This window comes from Helicobacter sp. T3_23-1056 (genome assembly GCF_053654535.1).
This window is the reverse complement of record NZ_JBSIUU010000011.1, coordinates 1-20,907: the sequence shown is the minus strand read 5'-3', so window position 1 is coordinate 20,907 and position 20,907 is coordinate 1. Positions and strand designations below refer to the sequence as shown.

Here is a 20,907-nt window from a genome sequence, read left to right as displayed (position 1 = left end):
ATCTATAAAAAATCTTAGATAGGGAGAGCAAAAAGTGAGAGCGCAAATCGCACAAACCGCCGTTATCGCAAAGGGTGCGCAAATCGCTGATGGCGTGGATATTGGCGATTTTTGCGTGATTGGCGAGGGGGTGAAAATAAGCGAGGGGTGCAAGCTCTATAATGGCGTAACGATTTTGGGCGACACTACGATAGGCAAAAACAACACGATTTTCCCCTATGCGGTGCTAGGCACGATTCCGCAGGATTTGAAATACACGGGCGAAAAAGTCGAGCTAATCATCGGGGATAATAACATTATCCGTGAACATTGTATGTTTAACCCCGGGACAGAAGGGGGGATTAGCAAGACAATTATTGGAGATAATAATTTGTTTATGGCGTTTGTGCATATCGCACACGACTGCGTGGTGGGCAATCACTGCATTTTGGCAAATAATGCTACGCTTGGCGGGCATATAACATTAGGGGATTTTGTAAATATCGGTGGAATGACGCCCGTGCATCAGTTTGTCCAAATCGGCGATGGAGCGATGATAGCGGGGGCTAGTGCGTTGAGTCAAGATATTCCACCATTTTGTATGGCGGAGGGCAATAGGGCGGTGATTCGCGGGCTAAATAAACATAGAATGCGGAAACTTTTTGACAGCAAAGAGATTGATGAGATAAGCCATTTTTATAAGGAGCTTTTTGCTGCGGTGTCTATGCGAGAATTTGCGCAAAAAACGCTAGATTGTATGGAAAAATCTACCAAAAGAGAATCTATTAAGAAAATCTGTGAATTTGTCATTGGCTCTAAGAGGGGGATTCCATTGCGAAAAGTAGAGGTGGAAAATGTATAAAATCAATTTGTTTTCGTTGTTTGCGGAAGGTTTTAAACAGAATTGGCAGGATTTTAAGCAGAATTTGCAAGATTTGCAGTATTGGCAAAATGTGTGTCAAAATTTGTCTAAAAATATCGGGCGAAATGGACTTAGCTTTGCAACACTAAATAATCCAAATAGTGTGAGCAATATCGTAGTTTTTGGACTAGATTTTGGCTATGATACCCAAAATCTGGTGCCTATAAAAACAAAAACTTCAAAAAAGAATTTATAAAGAGAGGCAGTGCATGAATCAAGCTGTTTGTAATTTTTGTGGAAATTCCATAGGGGAGCATAGGCAGGGATTGCGCGCGAAATATCCTAATCCAAACGACCCAAGCAATTCTTTTGCGTTTATTTGTTTGCCTTGTATTAGCGCGATTTACAAGGAGTTTTTAGACCCGTTTTTTAGCTCTAGGAAAATCAGCTTTAGCACGCAAAAGCAGTCTCTAAATTTTGATTTGTCTCATAGCAAAGTGCCAAGCCCAAAAGAGCTAAAAGCAAAACTTGATGAATATGTCATAGGACAAGAAGAGGCAAAGAAAGTCTTTTGCGTAGCGATATATAACCACTATAAGCGAATCGCACACAATCTGCAAACCCAACAAACCCAGCAAGCACAGCAAAAATCGCAGACTTCTTCTATTGCTTCTTCTGTGGCTTCGCCTATCGTGCAGGATTTGGCAGAATCCAAAAACGATAATGTCGAAATCGCAAAATCTAATATCTTGCTTATCGGTCCCACAGGCAGTGGCAAAACCCTTATGGCGCAGACTTTGGCTAGGTTTTTAGATGTGCCTATTGCTATAAGCGATGCCACAAGCCTAACCGAAGCGGGCTATGTGGGCGAAGATGTCGAAAATATCCTAACAAGGCTTTATCAAGCCGCTGATGGCGATATAGAAAAGACACAAAGGGGAATCGTGTTTATCGATGAGATTGACAAAATCTCTCGTCTAAGTGAAAATCGCTCTATCACGCGTGATGTAAGCGGGGAGGGCGTGCAGCAAGCATTGCTAAAAATCATCGAAGGAAGTGTGGTAAATATCTCCGAAAAAGGTGGCAGAAAGCACCCAAATGAGCGGTTTGTCCAAATCGATACGACAAATATTTTGTTTATTTGCGGGGGGGCTTTTGATGGTTTGGGTGAGATTATCCAGCGTAGAATGGGGGATAATGTGCTTGGGTTTGGGCAGATACAAAAGACAAAATCCGAGCAAAAAGATGTGCTAAATCTAGTAGAGCCAGATGATTTGGTGAGCTATGGGCTTATCCCCGAGCTTATCGGGCGACTCCATATCACGGCTACTTTGCAGCCTATCACAAAAGAAGCGATGATAGATATTCTTACTAAGCCCAAAAACGCGCTTATAAAGCAATATCAAAAACTTTTTGAAGTCGATGATAATGTCAAACTTAGCTTTGAAAAAGAAGCGATAGAATCTATCGCAGAGCTTGCCATCGCTAGAAAGACGGGTGCTAGGGGGCTTAGGGCGATTATCGAAGAGTTTATGACAGATATTATGTTTGACTTGCCTTCGATGAGAGAGCACGAAGTCGTAATCACCAAAGAATGTGTCGAGCAAAAATCCAAACCATTGCTCATAAAGCACAAAAAAATCTCTAAAGTAAAAGGAGCGTAGCAGTGTTGTTAAATAAAATCGTAGGAATGTTTTCGCACGATGTGGCGATAGATTTGGGCACGGCAAATACCCTCGTGCTTGTCAAAGGGCAAGGAATCGTTGTCAATGAGCCAAGCATAGTGGCGGTGCGCGTGGATAGGTTTGATAGAGATGGTGAGATAGTCGCGGTGGGCTATGAAGCAAAGGAGATGGTGGGAAAAACGCCTAATGGAATCCAAGTGATTCGCCCGATGAAAGATGGGGTGATTGCGGATTTTGATGTAACTGAAAAGATGATTCGCCACTTTATCCAAAAAGCGCATAATCGCAAGGCTTTGGTGCGTCCGCGCATAATGGTGTGCGTGCCTTATGGGCTTACAGGTGTGGAGCGCAAAGCTGTGAAAGAATCGGCAATGAGTGCGGGTGCTAGGGAGGTTTTCCTTATCGAAGAGCCTATGGCAGCGGCGATTGGCGCGGGACTGCCTATCAAAGAGCCTCAAGGAAGCCTTATCGTAGATATTGGTGGTGGGACTACTGAAATCGGCGTAATCTCTCTAGGCGGACTAGTCATCTCCAAATCCGTGCGCGTAGCGGGGGATAAAATCGACTTGGCGATTGTGAATTATGTCCGCAAGCATCATAATTTGCTCATCGGTGAGCGACTAGGCGAGGAAATAAAAATCGAAATCGGTGCGGCAGCCCCGCTAGATAATATGCTATCAATGGAAGTCAAAGGGCGCGACCAAGTAAGCGGGCTACTTGATACTATAACGCTTACAAGCGAGGATATACGAGAAGCGATGAAAGACCAGCTACGAGAAATCAGCTCTGCGGTAAAAAGCGTGATAGAATCCGTGCCTGCGGATTTGGCGGGGGATTTGGTAGAAAATGGGCTAACGCTAACGGGCGGTGGCGCGCTTATACGCGGGCTAGATAGGTATCTAAGCGATACGATTAAGTTGCCTGTGTTTATTGGCGATGAGCCTTTGCTAGCGGTGGCAAAAGGCACGGGCAAGGCATTAGAAGAGATAGATGCTGTGTATAATACGGCAAATTATCAATAATCGCGCAAAATCTAAACTACGATATGCCAGCTAAAAACACAAAAGAAACAGCAAATGCGCTATCAATCACTTAGCTTTATTGTCGTGCTTATGGCGGTGCTTTTTATCGCCATAGATTCTAGCAAAATGTTGCAAAATGGCATTATGGCGGTGAGTGATAGCGTAAAAACCTTTGTGCTAAATGCCAAAGAGGGAATCTCACTTGGCTACCAAAAATACCTAAATCAAGCCTCAAGTATCGAAGCATACAAAGCAAAACTTCAAGACTACGAAAAACTAAAACTTCAGCTACTTCATACACAATCCGAGCTAGACGCGCTATCAGTGTTTGACACACAACATTCTTTTCATAATGACGCTAGCTTCTTGCCTGCGCGGGTTTATTCGTATGTGGGTATGGGGGATTATAATCGCGTGTGGATAAATTTTGATGCGAAAGACTATCCAAAAGATAGAATCTTTGGGATAGTGCGGGATAATATGGTGCTAGGAATCGCCCTTATCGATGGGCAAAAGGTTATGGGGTTTTTTAATGGAGACAAAAAAAGCGCGTATAGCGTGCATATCGGCGATGAAAAAGTCCCCGCCATCGTGCATAATTCAGCCCTTAGTAGCAATCGCGTGACGGCAGATTTTATCCCGCTATGGCACAAAGTAAAAGTGGGCGACCAAGTGCGAACTAGCGGAATGGACGGGATATTTATCGAGGGGATTTTGGTAGGGGAAGTAAGTGCGGTAAATACGGATTTTGGGTATATCAGCGCGGAGATAAAGCCCTATGCGCAAAGCTCTACGCTAGGGTATGTGTGGCTAGTGGATACAGGTGCTAAGACACAAAGTGTGGAGGAAGCAAATCCATTTTAGGTGCAAGTTTGTTAGCTTTAGGTGCAAGGTTTGTTAGCGGGCTAATTTGTTTTAGTGGGGATTTTGGTTGGCTTAGTGGGGTTGGCGTGTGCTTAATAAGAAAATAAAATCTAAAAGTTTTTATTTTTTTGTAGCCTATTTTTTGGGCTTTGTGGGCAATATTTTATAAAAAACTAAAGAGTAACAATGATTTTTTCTCATCAAAACCAAGTCGATGAGGCATTTTTGTCTAGCGTGCTAGAATGTGTGAAATCTAGCCAAGATAAAATATCGCTAAAAAACGCGCTATTTAGCCTTATCCGCGCTATGAGTGCGAACAATGCTTCTAACAAAATCCACAATGCAGATTTTGCGACAAAACAAAATGTGGCAGATTTAGCGAGGATATTTGGGCTTTTTGGGGAGATTTTTTGTGCGTTTAGAGAGAAAATCTATGGGATTTTGGAGCGCGGGGATATACTTGATTGCTCATTTTTGTATCTTAGCTTTATCACGCCAAATTTTTTGGTAGAGATTTTTGGTAGAAATGTTGTGGATTTTGGCATAAAAAGCGCGGATTTTGATGAGAATATCTTTGATAATCGCGCCTTTGGTGATAATATTTTGGTGATTTTTACTAGGCATTTTTATGATGATGAGAGGTTTTTTGGCTTTGTAAAACTAGCTGATAAAATGCTAGTATCAAACGCCACAAACGCTACAAACACGGCAAATACCTCAAATGCTAGCCAACATATCAGTCAAGAAGAATGGCTAATGCTAGTTGAGCTTGGTAGCATTAGCAGGGTTTTGGCTTTTCCTAGTGAGCAATATAGGGCAAAATCTCACAAAAACGCTATAAAAACTTCAAAAATACAAAAAGGTGCTACCCATACCGCCCTTAGTCCAAAAAACAAGCAAAAAACGCAAAAAAATGCCCCCCAAAACAATGTGTCAAAACACAATGCTAAACATCTATGCGAGTTAAAAAACGGCCTAGTGTTTTTTAGTGCGTTTGTATCGCTTAGCGATATGCAGTGCGCCCCAGCACAAAAAATCCAGCCATTTATCTATGAGGCGTATAGGCTTTTTAGGCTAGATTTTAGTTTGCTAGAGGAAGCTATCTTTGTGGCGTTTAAAAACGCTAATACCGCGCTAAAACGGCGCAATGTGTGTAATTGGCAGTTGCATATTTTTTGGAATGTTGCGCAATGGTTTAACATAAAAGAGTGGCTAAATCTCTATCCTTTGTGGAAAAAGATTTTTTATGAGAGGATAGCAAAATCTATGGAGATTATGGATTTTATAGAATCTAATGCTAAAAATGTCTTGCAAAGCGAGTTACCACACAAAGCACGGCAAAGCACAGCACAGAGCGAGACGCAAGCATATTTGCAAGAGCCAAATTTACAGCCATTGTATCAGGCGATTGATGAGGTGCTTTATTTGCAGTTGTTTATTTATCATTTTTGTGGCAATAGCTTTGTCCATCAGGGGCAATGGAGGGTATTTAATACCGAAGTTTTAGAAAAATCTAGCGCGCTTTATAGGGAGTTTGGAGCGAAATTTTTGGAAAAAAGTGGAGAAATGGATTTGCCAAAATCTAGCCTAAACCCTAGTCTAAATTCTACAAAAACCACAAAATCTAGCCCCAAAACCCCCCCAAAATCTAGCAAAAAAATCATTGGCTTTTTGCGCGATAGATTTGTAGAAAATTCCCCTTTTAAAGTCGAGTATAGTTTGATAAAAAACCTTATGGATTCTGCGGAATTTAGAGAAAAATACAGCATAAAAATCTATTGTATGAGCCTCATCGAAAAAAGCGAGAATGACCCGCGAATAATGCAGCTTTTTGCTAGATTAGGCGTAGAAATCATCGACATTGGGCTTGGCTTTAATAAGGCAAATTTTTACAACTCACATTTGCAAAAGGCACTTGCCCTGCGCGAGCTAATGCTAAGCGACAAAGTAGCGGTGCTAATAAGCCCAAATAATGGCTATGGGATTAGCGATTTTTTGCTTAGCGTGCGGTGTGCGCCTACGCAGGTTTTTTGGACGCACGGCAATTTTGTTTATGATATTGAGGGGATTGATGAGAGGCTTACGCATATTTGTAATGATTTGCGCGAGATAGCCCACGAGGGCGTAACATTTGGCGGGATTCCTGTGAAAATGGATAATGGATTTTATAATCCGCCTATCTTGGAGGGGGAAATCACTCAAGCTAGGCAAAATATCGCGCATTTGCTAGCGCAAAATATGAAAAAAGAATCTAATGCAAAATCTAGCACGCATTTGAGCGCAAAATCTAGCCAAAAATTTGAGCCAAAAACTGCGCTAGATTTTGGTCGCGGTGAGTGTGATGAGCGCAAAATAAGCAAAACAGACAAAGCAGGTAACGAGGAAAAAGAGCGCGATAAAGATTTTGGCGCAGAAATCTTGCAAGATAAAGTCATTTTGGGCGTTATGGGCAGGCTTACTAAGATTGATTCTGTGCCATATTTGGAAGTGGTTTGTGAGATATTGCACAGGCGCAAAGAATGCGTGTTTTTGGCGTGTGGCGTGGGAAATGAGGAGCATATAAGGCATAAGATTTTGCAGATAAATCCTAGCGTGCTAAGTCGATTTTGCTTCACTGGGCAGATAGATAGCGCGGTGTATGGGCATATCATCGATGTGTGGCTAGATAGTTTTCCTATGGAGCAGGGGGAGAGCAGAATCGAGTATGTGGCAAAGGGCAGGGGGATTGCGCTTAGGTATTTTGATGGGAGTGAGGGGGAGTATGTGGGGAGATTGGCAGGGGAGCTGGAGGGGGTGAAAAATATCGTAAGTGAGATTTTGGGCGAATGCGATTTGTCTTTTTGCGGGGGTGATTTGTCTTTGGGGACGCAATGTGATTTTAGTGATTTCGTCATTGAAAGCGAACAAAGCGAGCGTGGCAATCTACAATGTAATATAGACAAAGTAGATTGCCACGCAAATGCAGACGCATTTGCTCGCAATGACAAAAAAAATCCCCCCTCCCTTGCGGAGGGGGTTAGGGGGTGGGTAAAATCTAGCGATGACAATGTAGCACAAAACCAACATAACAAAAATAGCAAAAAAATGGATTTTGCAGGCTACAAAAATATGGTTTTAGGCTTTAGCCAAAATAGAGCTTTTTGCAAAGATGAATACCTACAAAAAGCCTTAAAACTGATAGATTCTACTAAGAAAAAAGACAAAAACTTCAAAAATGCTTTGCGCACTCAAAGCCTTATTTTTGAGATTGGCAATGCCATAAAAGAGCGACTAGGGGTTAGGTATTTTATGGAGTTTTTGGATTCTCATACCTGATTTTTGTTAAAATCCTCTTTTATAATTTGGCTATAAAATCTTAGATAAGGAGCAATGATGAAATATATCTCAAAATCTACGCAACCCACGCAATCAACCCTACATTTGCAAAACAAAATCTACAACAACCTAAAAGCATTAAGCCTAGCGGTGGTTTTGGCATTTTTGCCATTTGTGCATAGCCACGCACAAAGCGTTGAGAGCGTTGAGGAAGCGGAGTTTGCCCCATATCGCCCCATTAGCGAAAATCCGCGCAATGATGGGCTATATGTCGGGTTTTATTATGTGGCACACGGGCAAACACGCAGTGGGAGGTCAATAGCACTCAATAAAAATAGCCCAAATTATGCGCAAGATACGCTTGTAGATGCCATTGGCGTGGGGTATTATACGAGCTTTTTGGATAAAAAAGTGCGCGAATGGGATGAGGAGCAGTGGGTATTTAGTATTAGTTGGGCTTGGGATTTGGTGGATATAGACAAATCCCAATTTTTTATCAATCTAATGTGGAATGGCGATGGGACATTGATACTAGATAAGGAGCAAAAAAGCCTCTGCTATACGCCTAGAGCCATTGGTTGTGTGTTCCCCTACACGCCCCATATCAAAAACACCAAAGCCTACGCGCTTCCAAATGTAGATTCTCAAGCTCTTTATGAGATTGATAGCAAAAAAGACATTGTCTTTCCCCTAGCCCTTACAAGTGATAAAGCGTTTTATCAAGTCATTATTTTTCCTCATTTTATGAATTTGACAAAGTTTAAGGCTATGGAGGAAAGCTATGATTATTTGCAAGGTGTGCGCGATGAATGCAGTGATGGGTGGAAAGCAACGCACGGTGAAGGCGATGGTATATGCTATGGAGAGCCTATAAATGCTTTTGTGCCAAAGGGCGCGATTAAAAAGATTTTGCCTAGCCACCCGCTTATGCGCCTAGACCCGCAATATGCTGATGTCCCTGTGTTTTTCACGCCACCAAAGAGTATCCATAAAATCAATTTAGATTTGTTGGAATCACGGGGCAAAAAGTAGTCGTGTTAGATTTTGGGTAGCTTTGTCGTCATTGCGAGCGCAATTTATTGCGCGTGGCAATCCATACGAATCGCCCCCACGCCGTCATTGCGAGCACAGAGATTCACGCGGATTTGTCATTGCGAGCGTTAGATTTTACAAAATCTAACGCGTGGCAATCTATTATCAAAAACGACAAAAAACATTATTTGGCGATTCTGTGCTTGTGGATTGCCACGCCGTGCAAGCACGGCTCGCAATGACGAAAAACTTTGTCATAAACATAGATTGCCACGATTTTGCTAGCGCAAAATCTCGCAATGACGGTGTGGCAATCTATAATTAACAAACATAAAGGAACACAATGCAAAAACAAGGCTTTGTCTATATTTTGTTTAGCAAGCCAAATGGCACACTTTATGTGGGTGTTACAAGCGATTTAACAAAGCGTATTTTTGAGCATAAAAACAAACTCACAAAAGGTTTTACGCAAAAATATAATGTCGATAAGCTAGGGTATTATGAAGTATGCGAAAGTATGGAATCCGCCATAATGCGTGAAAAACAACTAAAAGCAGGCAAAAGACAAACCAAAATCCACTTAATCCAAACACAAAATCCCAAATGGCAGGATTTGTATGAAACATTATTTTGATAGATTGCCACGATTTTGCTAGCGCAAAATCTCGCAATGACGGGATTCCCCCTCCCTTTGCGGAGGGGGCTAGGGGGTGGGTATCGTCATTGCCATACACAACTTGTTGTGCGTGGTAATCCATACGAATCGCTCCACGCCGTCATTGCGAGCGTTAGATTTTGTAAAATCTAACGCGTGGCAATCTATAATCAAAAACGACAAAAAAAGCGTCATTTGGCAATTCTGTGCTTGTGGGTTGCCACGCCGTGCAAGCACGGCTCGCAATGACGAAAAAAACTTTACCATAAAACATAGATTGCCACGATTTTGCTACGCAAAATCTCGCAATGACGGTGTGGCAATCAATTTGGTTGTCAGACTTATAGCAATGCCCGAAAAATCGAAAAAGAAAAACTTTGCGTTGGATTTTTTGATTTTGTTTGTAATTGTTTCAATCGCAAAAAGAAAAAAGGCAACCCCCTCCCCGCTCCCCCGCCCAAAAAAGAAAACGCTAGCGCGCTGTTTCTTTTTTGGCTTGGGGGAGTGCCTCGCATAGTTTTTGCTCTCTCAAGGCGTAGCCTTTTCGTTCGCAAAAAGGGCAAATGCTCGCCTAAAAAGTCGCGCTTGCACTACTGCTTCGCGTGGTTCGACTTTTTAGGCGATTTGCCCTGCGAGAAATACAACTGATTTGGTGGCTTTCTCACAATGGCGATATTTTTATCATAAACAACAAAAAGGAATAAAAATGCGTAGATGGATTTTGGGATTTGTGTCCGCTGTGTTTGGTGTCTCTAGGCTTGGCGCGTTTGGCGTGCTTTTTTTGTGCATAGCATTTGTGTCAAATACGCTCTATGCCACAACGCTCCCAAAGGCACTTGATTCTAAAGAGGGTATTTTTGTAGATGGATTTTATTTCTACGGCGGAGAGAGTGAAGCGGTGAATTGTCGCGTGGATACGCCACGCATTAGTGAAAAAGAACTGCGCGAAATGGGAATCCCAAAGGACGCGCCATTGCTGTATATGGGCTATGAAGCGTGTGATTGGATAAAGCAATCGTATTTCCTTGCAAATGACATTATCGCGGATAGGTGGAATGATAGGGATAAACGCGCTATGTTGCCAAATCAAGTGCTAAATATCATCGATACAAAACTTGCAATTTATGATTGCAATGAAAAGCCCTGCATAATGAATCGTGTTGTAGGGCATTTTTACTTGGCTGATAGAAATGAGTTTGCTGCGATAGAGCTGCTAGATAGTGGCGGGGATTTGGATTTCAAAAGCGGGGCAAAATCTAGCCCAAATGCTGACAAAGACGCGACCGTGCCAAAAAAACCAAACACGGAAAAATCTAGCCCAAATAAAAGCGCGACTTCGCACACGCTAGGCATTATCTATAAAATCTTTGGCTATGCTGGGTGGCAAGAAGCAAAGAGCGATTATGAGGTAAGAATAGTGCCTTTGCCATTAAACGCGTTTGAAACGCACGGATTTGAGGGGGAAGATGAGATTTTGGGACATAAAAGTGATTTTCCAAAAAGGGCTGGGAAAAATGGCTATGGCGGGTATTTGACACGCGAATCTATGCTGGCAAATACACAGCCTGCGATAAAGCAGGTTAGCGGGACTCCAAAATTTAATCCTATGCTACTGCCTAGCGCGTATCTTGGCTTGCGATTTGCCTCAAATATCGTGCTTTATGCCACACCTGAAGCGGTGCTAAAATCTAGGCTAGATTCTAGCGTGGATAAAAATGGGGCAAAATCTAACGCGCTCAATGCGGGAAAAAATAACTCAAACGAGGACAAAGGGGCAAAATCTAGCGCAAGTAATGCAAACAAAAGCGTGGGGCAAAATCGCATAAAAAGTGGCGAAGTGATTTTGGAGGGCATTTATCACAATGCCAAACGCGCGACTTTAGGCAGGGAGGCTCTTGCAAAAGAGGGGGTGCATTTAAGTGCGCCATTGCTTGATAAGGTTTTCGTGCTAGGGCTTGGCTCTGCAAAGTTTGACAAAATCGCGCAAGTGCTTGTGATTCGCGGGGATAGCGTGTATTTTTGGGGTTATATTGATTTGGGTAGCAAGGCGGTGGCAGATGAGATTTTGGGTTTTTATGCTAGTTCGCGTGGGGATAGTATAGATGAAGCGAAAAAGGCTTATGGCTTTATCCCACACGAGAAAATGCCTCGTCAGATTTCGCTAGAGGAATTGCGAGACTTTGCTAAAGTGGAATATCCTGCGCGAGTCAAAGCTGTAGTGGCGTTTGAGGCACAACGCGTGGAGTATGCTAGAAAGCCCCTTGTCGATACAAAAACTGATACAAAAACGGATACGAAATCTAGCAAGGCAAAATCTAGTGAGAAAATCAGTAGAGATTCTAGCGGATTTGCTAGCTATTATCAGCTACCCATTAGCGGTGCGCTTAGCTTGCATTTGGATAAAAAGATGACTAAAAAAGCCTTAGAAATGGCAAAAAGTAAAGGGGAGCGGGAATTAGAGATTGAATTAGAAGTGGATTTGAAAAAAGGGGATTTGCCGATGACTACGCTACATAAGGCAAATGATACGCATAGTGCGGTGGATTTTAGATTTGCAAGTGATGCCCAAAAACAAAGCGATGCCCAAAAACAAGGGGATTTAGCAGAATCGACAAATAACGATTTGCAAAACTCCAACAAAGAGGAATTGCTTTGCATTGGGGAAGAGCTAGCCAAACGCGCATTTGTGCCGATGTATGATGAAAAATGGCAGTTTGTTGGCACATTAGATAAGTTGCGTTTTAAAAGTGAGAATTTAAGCATAGAAAAGATTTTGGGGCTAGATAATACACTCAATAATGCAGGCAGGGGCGATTATTTTATAGTAAATATCCGTAATATGAGAGGCGAGATAATCGATAGAAATGTGCGCATAAGCAAATCCGCGCTTTTGCCGTGTGGGCAATATGACATTGCATCTAGCCCTGATTATGCGAAGGCAGAGGCGATTAGGGCAAAAATGACTACAAAAATTAGCAGGGTAAAAATTGATGATAGTGAGTGGATTTTAAAGCTAGGCAATGAAGCGGTGGGCAATGCTAGGCGCGTAGCCTCGCTAAAAGAGGCGATAAAGGTGGCAAAATCTTGGGATAGTGATGCGGGGGCGTTAGATATGCTAGATATGAAGCGCGGAGATAAGCGCGTGGAGTATGATAGGGGCAAGGGGTATTATCCGCAAAAAGTGGCGGTGGATTTTGTGTTTGTGGGGAGTGATAGGGATATATCAAATATGCTAGATAGCAAAGCGTTGCAAAAGCAGGGTAAAAAATCTAGTGGATTTAGGCAAAAGATTTTAGTGGTTTTGCCTTATAGCGTGCTTGTGCTAAGCGATGATGAGGTGGTGTATATGCGGAGAAATAGGGTTGATTTGTAGGGTGTTTAGATTTTGTTTTATTTGTTTATTTCGCTAGCACAGATGCTTGCTATCAGGGATTCTAGCACTTCTACAAACTCATAAAAACTATCAATATCAAGCCTCTCTTGCAGAGAATGCGGGGACAAAATCGTAGGTCCTATGGACGCCATAGCGATATTTTTTAGCCCCATTTTATGAAAACGCTCTTGCAAAATCCCGCATTCTAGCCCTGCGTGGATACTCCCCACCGCACAATGTCGCCATTTATACGCATCGATAATCATTTGTAAAATGGGGTGAATGTGTTTTGCTTTGAGCGTTTTTTGTTCGTTAGAATCTGCCCACGCGCTATATTCGTTGCTGATATTTAGGCTGGGTGTGTAGGGCGGATTTGCTAGCACATTTGTTATGGTTTGTGTGGTTTGCTTTTTGATTTTTGCTAGCAGGGGATTGGTATTTGCCCGCGCTTTTAGCGTGAAATGCAGGGTGGGGTTTATGTTGTCATTGATAGCGAATGCGTTTGCATTTGCGTGGCAAGTTATGTTATTTTTGTCATAGTGAGGTTTTGTTTGCTGGGTTTTTGCTTGAAAGATAGAAGTATCTCTTTTTTGTTTTGGATTTTTGGATATTTCGGGCGTAAAGTTTTTAGTCTTAGAAGTAGTATTGTCATTGCGAGATTCTAGGCTTTTGTGAAAAAGCCTAGAATCGTGGCAATCTATTTTGCTATTTTGCGGGCTATTTTGTGGATTACTAAACAAACTTCGGTTTTGCCTTGTTTTGCCACGCGGATTTTGCAAATCTGCTTGCAATGATGATTTGGCGTTAGAATCTAGGCTAGATTTTGGGACAGATTCTAATGTGGATTTTACCCACCCCCTAGCCCCCTCCGCAAGGGAGGGGGGATTTTTTTTATCATTTGTAGCCCCCTCCGCCACATTTTGATAGTTTTGTGAGGTGGAATCTATTTCGTCATTGCGAGAATTTGCGACTTTGTCAAAAGTTGCAAATTCGTGGCAATCTATTGTTTTGTCAATGATTTTCTTGTCATATTGAGGGCTTAAGCCCGAAATATCTCTATTTTTAAGCTGTGATTGAGATACTTCGGTCGCTTGCGCTCCCTCAGTATGACAAATTTTTATTTGTGGATTTTGCTTGCGCAACTGCACCCACTTGGACTCTGTTAAATCGCCACTTTGTAGCTGTGGGCTTGTGCCACGCTCGCTATCGCTTGTTCGCAATGACGGATTATCGCTAGATTTTACCCTCCCCCTAACCCCCTCCGCAAGGGAGGGGGGATTATTTTTATCATTTGTAGCCACCTCCGCCAAATTTTGATAGTTTGGGGAAGGGGATTTTGGATTGCCACGCTCGCTATCGCTTGCTTGTAATGACGGATTATCATTATTTGCGACAAAATCCGCGCAATGACTATCCAAAGACAAATTATCATCACAAAAAGATGAATTGTCCTCTATCATAGCGATATTTAGTGAGCTTAGCACTTCCCCATTTTCTTTTCTCTCCCACACTCCGTGCTTTAGCTCCAAAATCAGCGTTGATAGCAACTTCTTATCATAACATTTTTGAGGTTTTTGCTCCAAAATATGCTGATAATCCCCTATATTACGATGATACTTTATAAAAAACCCCGTTTTTAGATTTTGTGTAGATTTTGTCATATCTTTTGGTGGCAATCCCACACGCAAGCTATATAGATTCTCTTTGATTACGCATAGTCCTGCGCTTTTTAGCGTGTTTTGTAGCGTCTTTATATCACTACTAAAGCCCATAAACGCGCTTAATCCCACAGGTATGGAGTTTGACTTCTCGCCTGCATTTAGGCTGTATAGCTCGCAAAAGAAGCTAGAATCGCTCTTTTGTATGTCGCATAGCGTTTGTAGCAGACGCGCAAACTCCACTATGCTAGAGCGAATATTTCTATGAATATCTACCCCGCTATGCCCGCCTTCAAAGCCAAATGCTTTTATTTCATAGGGGTGAAAAAATAGATTTTGCCCTGTCTCGCTCGTTTGCTTTATCTCAAAAGCACCAAAATCAAACTCTATATCAAATCCCCCCGCACAGCCCGTGATAATCTCGCCAAAAAACTCACTATCCACATTTAGCAAAAAGCGCGATTTTATGGGCAGTTCTAGCTCATTTGCCCCACATAGCCCCACTTCCTCATTATTTGTGAAAATCGCTTCGATATGCGGGGCGTATTTTTCCTGCATAAAAAGCCACAAAATGCTAGCTAGCCCCGCGCCATTATCCGCGCCAAGTGAGGATTCTCTGGCGCGCAAAAACTGCCCATCGATATAGGGCTCTATCGCCTCGCCTTTTTGTGCTTTGCCAACGCCTACCATATCATAATGTGCTTGCAAGCAGATTTTTGGTGAATAGATTTTGGGCAAGCAGTTTTTGTAAAGGTGGTTTTTGGAGAGGTGGCTTTTTTGCAAATGGCTTTTGGAAACGCAATTTTTTGCGTGTATTTTTTGAGGTTTTTGACAAATATAAATATTTTTAGCCCTATCAGTGCGGACTTCTAGCCCTAGATTTTTACAAAAAGTGCAAAGATATTCAAACATTTTCTGTGTGTGGTATGAGCGATGAGGAATCTCACAAAGTTTTTCAAAAATCTGCAATGGAGTAAGCGTAGCGCAGGATTTGGTAGGTTTTTGGTTTTTAGATTGTATTTTAGATTTGATTTTGGTGTTTGGGGTAGGTTTTTGGGAATGTGTGGGGGTTGGCAGAGGATTTTGTAGATTGTTTGAGAATGTTTTGTTGGATAAAGTTTGTTTAGCTTCGCTATTTTTCATTTTGCCACTTTTTGTAAAATCTATTGCGCAATTAGCGTGTTTATATCCATTTTTCGTTTAGAAAATTCTACGATTTTGCCGTGATAGCGAGCGTAGATTTGGGCTAGGCTGATTTGAGGATTTGCCCCCTTTTTATCGCTATTTGTGCCACCGCCCACGCTACTATTTGCGCCTGTGCCACCACCTGTGGCAAAAGCACCACAAACGCCACCAAAATCCTCACAAAATCCCTCATACAGCTCAAACACACCGCCCAAGTCCAAATCCATAAACCACCCCTGCAATTCCTCATAGTCCTCTATCTCTATGCCTAGCGCACATAGTAGCTTGTAGCTATATCTATCCACCACCATTATTTCGCGCCCGCACGCGTAGTTTAGGATACTATCGGCACTCTCTTTGCCTATGCCTTTTTGGGAGAGTAGCCACTCACGGCTTACCTCATCTCTAAAATTGCTAAAATCACCAAAATCTGTGATGATGGCATTTGCTATGGCGATAAGTCGGGCGGATTTTTGTCTAAAAAGTCCGCTTGGCGTTATGAGGGATTCTATGTTTGTGCATTTTGCGAGGTTGTATAGGCTTTCTTCGTCATTATTGTCGCTTAAAATCCTAGCGTTTTTTAGGTTTTTTATCGAGGCTTGCACACCCTCCCACCTGCTATTTTGCACGAGCAATGCCCCGCAAACCACCTCAAAGCTAGGCGCGCCCTCCCACCACCACGCGCAAAATCTGCGTAGCAAATCTAGCTTTTTTAGTCGCTCTAGTAGCCATAAGCTATCAATATCGCCAATGTGTATTGCGTGTATTTTGTTATTCATTTTGTATTTTCTCTTTGGAATGTGTTTTTAGATTTTGCTTGTTTGATGAGTGTGATAAAAAATTTTGCGCACGATTATAGCATATTTAAAATCCCCAAATACGCTATAATGCGCGTTTATAATTTTGGCTTTTAAGCCCAAACTAATCAAAAATCATTAAGGCAAAATATGTTTTTTCACACGAGTAGGGACATTCTTTTTATGCGACATTGCATAGATTTGGCGTGGAGTGCGCAGACACTCACGCTTCCAAATCCCCCCGTAGGCGCGATGTTGCTAAACCATAACTATGAAATCATATCCCAAGCAATCCACCTAAAAGCTAGCAAGGCGCACGCAGAAGTGCTAGCCCTGCTATATGGCTATGAGTTGCTAAGCGGGGAAAAAAGCGGGCTAGATAAATGGAGTGATTCGCAAGAAATCCACGACTTTTTGAAAAAAAATCATAACGGACTTTTTAGGGACAAAATCTTGCTAAGCACCCTTGAGCCTTGCAATCACTATGGCAAAACCCCGCCTTGTGCAGAGCTTATCGCTGCGCTAAAACCTGCCAAAGTCATCATAGGATTTTGCGATAAATGGGGGGAATCTAGCAATGGCACAAAGACGCTACAAAAAGCGGGGGTGGAAGTGGAAATTTTGCCACAGAATGCTTCGCCACAGGGGGATTTTAGCCACGATAGTGTTTATGGGCAAATGCTAGATTTGCTTTATCCATTTTTGTGCTTAAAAGAGCGGGGGAAGTTTAATCTTTTTAAGCTAGCATTGCGACTAGATGGGGAGTATAAAGATGGACAGATTTCAGGCGTTGGCTCGCGCATTTTCACGCACAATCAGCGGTGTATCGCACAAAGACTAATCATTTCAGGGCGCACCGCTTTGAATGATAAACCTAGCCTTGATACGCGCTATGCGGATAGTTTTTACGCGCTAGATTTGGATTTTAGACAAAATGATTTTAAAACGCTAGATTCTCTTAGGCAAGATATGCCACAAATGCCACAATCTACACAATCTACACAGCGATTTGCGCCACAAATGCCACATTCGCGCATATTGCCAAATGTAGAGATTTTGACGCGCAATAAAGAATCTTTGCTAAGGCACTCAAACACAATCCCGCTTTTTAGCCTGCCAAATCGTAGCGTGGCTATCAAGACTTCGCCAAATGAGCTAAGTCTATCTAGCGGGTTTAATGTGATTGAGGGGGGATTCCCGCTTTTATGGGCGTTGAAGGACAAAATCGATATGCTACTTTTGCATATTTCTCCTAGTGTGTGGCTAGGCGATTTATCGCGTTTGGGGCAAAATGTAGATTCTAAACATACTAAAAATGCAAAAAACGCTAAAAATACCCAAAATCCTAAACAAATGCAGGGCGATATTTCAAAGATATTGTGCCATTTTAGGATTTTGCGTAGTGATATGCTAGATGATAGTTTGCAAAATCTATCAAATGAACTTTTTATACCAAAATCTAGCCATAAAGCCCAAAAAAGCGTAAAGCAAAATCTAAAAACTTCAAAAACGGATTCTAGGAAAGATTTTTTGTGTGAAAATGTAGCCCAAAATCTACATAAGAATCAAGAGACGCAAGAGACGCAAGATTTGCTTTTGTGGCTAAAACCCATAAATTTCTAAGGCTTTTCGTAGGCAAAATATGGACAAACATAGTTTTTTGAGGCTATATCAGCCACGCGATGGCTATTTGTATAATAGCGATAGTTTGTTGCTGATTGATTTTGCGAGGGCGTTTTTAGCCCCTCATACCCTGCCTAGCACTCACCCCCTCCACAAGAAGCAAAAATCAAAAACGATAAATCTAGTCGATATTGGCGCGGGCTGTGGCATCATCGGGCTACTTTGTGCCAAACATTTTGGCGTGCGCTCTCATCTCATAGAAATCAACAAATATATGGCTACGCTTGCGTATATCAACGCTAGGACAAATAGCGATTGTTTGCTAGAAAATGGCGTATATTTGGGGCAACCGCTTGCAAAAAAACCGCTCGCGCAAAAACCGCTTAACAATCTAGGGCAGGATTTGACACAAGATTTTGCGCAAGATTTTGCGTTTGATTTGGCACAAGTTTTTGCGCAAAATCTAGTTGCTAAGTTTGGAAATGGGTTTGCAGGCGATTTTAAGGGGGATTTTGGAAGTGGGTTTGAAGCCCCATTTAAAACAGATTTTGAAGCCTCTTTTGAAAAGCATTTTAAAACGGATTTTGCAAAATCTTTTGAAACATACGCAAAATCCCAAAATCCAACTTTTTGTCTAAAAAATGCTGATAAACCCCCTTTGGCTCGTGTGTATCATATTGATTTTTTAGATTTTAATTTGCCAGATATTTTGACAAAAAGTCTATCTCAAAGCTACTATCAAACACCGCAAAATATGCAAAATCCGCAAAATCCACAAACAAAAACCCACACAAAAAATTTATCAAACGCTTCAAGCCTTGCAAAATCCACAAAATCCACAAACACCACAAACACCACAAATGCCACAAATAGCGTAAAAAATGCCATAAATTCCACAAAAAGTGTCGCAAAAAAAGCAGATTTTTGCATTAGCAATCCCCCATTTTACCCCGATGGCGCGCTCCGCTCTAGCAACCCGCTTTTGGTAGAATCCCGCTATGCCACCTCTATGCCCCTAGAGCAGTGGATACCTCAAGCAAGGCGGATTTTAGCCCAAAGAGGCGGGCTTATTTTTTGCTACCACCCTAGTGAGCTATCTCGCGTGTTTGCCGTGCTAAAAAGTAGTGGCTTTACCCCTGAAGTGTTGCGTCTTGTGTATCCGCTCAAAGAGAGAGAGGCTACTTTGGCACTTATTTTTGCAAGGCTAGATTCTAAAGCGGTGCTAAAGGTGCTTCCCCCGCTTTTTACGCATATTTCAAATGGCACAAATCACGCAAGGCAGGATAATTTCACCCCCGAAGTCGCCAATATCTACGCCACCTACCGCACCCATAGCATAAAAATCCACACAAGCGATATGGCGTGGCTAGATTTATGATATGCAATGTTGCAATGAGTTGATTTGCCAAAAAGTAATGGATAATAACGGCATAAAATGGGCTATCATAGTGTTTTGGGTTTAGAAAAATCTGTTTTGCGTGTTTTTACGCGTTTTTGTGGTATTTTTGGGGTGGCATATTTTATTAGGAGGTTATTATGGAGTATATTGGTGATTTGTTTATGGATTTTGTAAGCAGTTTTAGCGGGTTTTTATACACTTATTGGCTAGTGTTTGCGCTATTGCTTTGTGGGGCGTATCTCACCATTCGCACGCGCTTTATTCAGTTGCGACTTATGCGCGATGTGTTTGCCGTGCTAAAAGAAAAGAGCGAGAGGGAGCATATTTCGCCATTTGGTGCGCTGATGATTTCGACTGCTTCACGCGTGGGTATAGGCAATATCGTGGGCGTGAGCGTGGCTATCGCTAGCGGTGGGAGTGGCGCGCTATTTTGGATGTGGGTTAGCGCGATTGTGGGCGGGGCAAGCGCGTTTGTAGAATCCACCCTCGCACAAGTGTATAAACGCAAAGTCGGCACTCACCGCTACAAAGGCGGTCCTGCCTACTACATAGAATCCGCGCTAAATTCTAGAAAACTTGGCATTATCTTTGCGATTTCGCTGATTTTTTGCTTTGCGCTTGGGTTTAATGCCCTGCAGGCTTTCACGCTGACTTCGTCATTTGAGATTTTTGTGGGCAAAGAAGTGTTTGAAAACTCCCCGCTTACGATTTTTGTGGGGCTAATTTTAGCGATTTTGGTGAGCTTCTTTTTCTTTGGCGATGATAAAAAATCCGCGCTCATTTCCTCAATCCTCGTGCCGATAATGGCGTTTGGCTACTTCGCAGTCGCGCTTGTAGTCATCGGGCTAAATGTGGATAAAATCCCGCTCATCTTTGCTAATATTTTGCAAGAGGCATTTGACTTTCGCTCGATATTTGGGGGGTTTGCAGGGAGCGCGATAGTCATAGGGATTAAGCGCGGGCTTTACTCAAACGAAGCGGGTATGGGCTCTGCGCCAAATGCCGCTGCAAGCGCGCACACTAGCCACCCCGCTAAGCAAGGAATGGTGCAAACGCTATCAGTCTTTATCGACACTTTGGTTATCTGCTCGGCAAGCGCGTTTATGGTGCTTTGCTCTACCGTGGATACAAGTGGGTTAAGCGGAATGGCAGTGATGCAAGCCGTGATGAAGGGGCATTTTGGGGATTTTGGGCTTATCTTTGTGAGCGTGGCAATCGTGCTTTTTGCCTTTACTTCGCTTATTGGGAATTATTTTTATGCGGAGGCAAATTTTAAATTTATCACAGAGCATAAAATCGCTTTGCAAATCTTTAGGTTTTTTGCTGTGGTGATGGTGTTTATCGGGGCGCAGTTAAATCTGGCTTTGGCGTGGGATTTGGCAGATATTTTTATGGGGTTAATGGCGAGCATAAATATCGTGGTAATCTTGCTTTTAAGCAATATCGCGTGCAAAGTCC

17 protein-coding genes are annotated in these 20,907 nt (G+C 42.4%); 15 read left to right on the top strand and 2 right to left on the bottom strand.

The window, feature by feature from the left end:
• The first annotated feature begins 34 nt into the window (after positions 1-34).
• The 12 genes from lpxA to ACWIUO_RS07010 all read left to right on the top strand — a co-directional run bounded on the left by lpxA (position 35) and on the right by ACWIUO_RS07010 (position 12,787).
• Positions 35-841 carry an acyl-ACP--UDP-N-acetylglucosamine O-acyltransferase gene (gene lpxA / locus ACWIUO_RS07065; protein ID WP_454177210.1) on the top strand — a complete coding sequence of 269 codons (807 nt, stop codon included), beginning with the start codon at positions 35-37 and terminating at the stop codon, positions 839-841.
• The gene (locus ACWIUO_RS07060) at positions 834-1,097 is read left to right on the top strand and encodes a hypothetical protein (protein WP_454177209.1); all 264 of its coding nucleotides are present in this window, start codon (positions 834-836) and stop codon (positions 1,095-1,097) included. Before lpxA ends, ACWIUO_RS07060 begins: the two co-directional genes overlap by 8 nt.
• A gap of 13 nt (positions 1,098-1,110) precedes the next feature.
• Complete coding sequence (gene clpX, locus ACWIUO_RS07055; RefSeq protein WP_454177208.1) at positions 1,111-2,505, top strand: ATP-dependent protease ATP-binding subunit ClpX; 1,395 nt, start codon at positions 1,111-1,113, stop codon at positions 2,503-2,505.
• Between the two features lie 2 nt (positions 2,506-2,507).
• Entirely contained in the window at positions 2,508-3,548 is a 1,041-nt protein-coding gene (locus ACWIUO_RS07050) for a rod shape-determining protein (RefSeq protein ID WP_454177207.1), read from the top strand.
• Between the two features lie 54 nt (positions 3,549-3,602).
• Positions 3,603-4,412, top strand: coding sequence for a rod shape-determining protein MreC (gene mreC, locus ACWIUO_RS07045; protein ID WP_454177206.1), 810 nt, complete (start codon positions 3,603-3,605; stop codon positions 4,410-4,412).
• A 186-nt stretch (positions 4,413-4,598) separates the two neighbouring features.
• Entirely contained in the window at positions 4,599-7,727 is a 3,129-nt protein-coding gene (locus ACWIUO_RS07040; protein WP_454177205.1) for a hypothetical protein, read from the top strand.
• Positions 7,728-7,784: 57 nt separating this feature from the next.
• Entirely contained in the window at positions 7,785-8,759 is a 975-nt protein-coding gene (locus ACWIUO_RS07035; protein ID WP_454177204.1) for a hypothetical protein, read from the top strand.
• Positions 8,760-8,910: 151 nt separating this feature from the next.
• A complete protein-coding gene (locus tag ACWIUO_RS07030) occupies positions 8,911-9,084 on the top strand; it encodes a hypothetical protein (RefSeq protein ID WP_454177203.1) in 174 nt (57 codons plus the stop codon).
• Positions 9,085-9,102: 18 nt separating this feature from the next.
• Positions 9,103-9,393, top strand: a complete 291-nt coding sequence (locus ACWIUO_RS07025) for a GIY-YIG nuclease family protein (RefSeq protein ID WP_454177202.1) — start codon at positions 9,103-9,105, stop codon at positions 9,391-9,393.
• A complete protein-coding gene (locus ACWIUO_RS07020; protein ID WP_454177201.1) occupies positions 9,390-9,512 on the top strand; it encodes a hypothetical protein in 123 nt (40 codons plus the stop codon). Before ACWIUO_RS07025 ends, ACWIUO_RS07020 begins: the two co-directional genes overlap by 4 nt.
• Entirely contained in the window at positions 9,470-9,931 is a 462-nt protein-coding gene (locus ACWIUO_RS07015; RefSeq protein ID WP_454177200.1) for a hypothetical protein, read from the top strand. Before ACWIUO_RS07020 ends, ACWIUO_RS07015 begins: the two co-directional genes overlap by 43 nt.
• A gap of 189 nt (positions 9,932-10,120) precedes the next feature.
• The gene (locus ACWIUO_RS07010) at positions 10,121-12,787 is read left to right on the top strand and encodes a hypothetical protein (RefSeq protein WP_454177199.1); all 2,667 of its coding nucleotides are present in this window, start codon (positions 10,121-10,123) and stop codon (positions 12,785-12,787) included.
• Between the two features lie 17 nt (positions 12,788-12,804).
• Here ACWIUO_RS07010 and ACWIUO_RS07005 read toward each other — a convergent pair whose 3' ends face one another.
• Positions 12,805-15,588, bottom strand: a complete 2,784-nt coding sequence (locus ACWIUO_RS07005; RefSeq protein ID WP_454177198.1) for a hypothetical protein — start codon at positions 15,586-15,588, stop codon at positions 12,805-12,807.
• Positions 15,589-15,608: 20 nt separating this feature from the next.
• A complete protein-coding gene (locus ACWIUO_RS07000; RefSeq protein WP_454177197.1) occupies positions 15,609-16,409 on the bottom strand; it encodes a 3-methyladenine DNA glycosylase in 801 nt (266 codons plus the stop codon).
• 168 nt (positions 16,410-16,577) lie between these two features.
• On the opposite strand from ACWIUO_RS07000, the gene ACWIUO_RS06995 reads away from it, so the two are divergent.
• From ACWIUO_RS06995 to ACWIUO_RS06985, 3 genes are all read left to right on the top strand, one after another.
• Positions 16,578-18,050, top strand: coding sequence for a bifunctional diaminohydroxyphosphoribosylaminopyrimidine deaminase/5-amino-6-(5-phosphoribosylamino)uracil reductase RibD (locus ACWIUO_RS06995; RefSeq protein WP_454177196.1), 1,473 nt, complete (start codon positions 16,578-16,580; stop codon positions 18,048-18,050).
• Between the two features lie 19 nt (positions 18,051-18,069).
• The gene (locus tag ACWIUO_RS06990; RefSeq protein ID WP_454177195.1) at positions 18,070-19,428 is read left to right on the top strand and encodes a hypothetical protein; all 1,359 of its coding nucleotides are present in this window, start codon (positions 18,070-18,072) and stop codon (positions 19,426-19,428) included.
• 158 nt (positions 19,429-19,586) lie between these two features.
• Positions 19,587-20,907: alanine/glycine:cation symporter family protein (locus ACWIUO_RS06985; RefSeq protein WP_454177194.1), on the top strand; the 1,321-nt coding region annotated here is incomplete at its 3' end.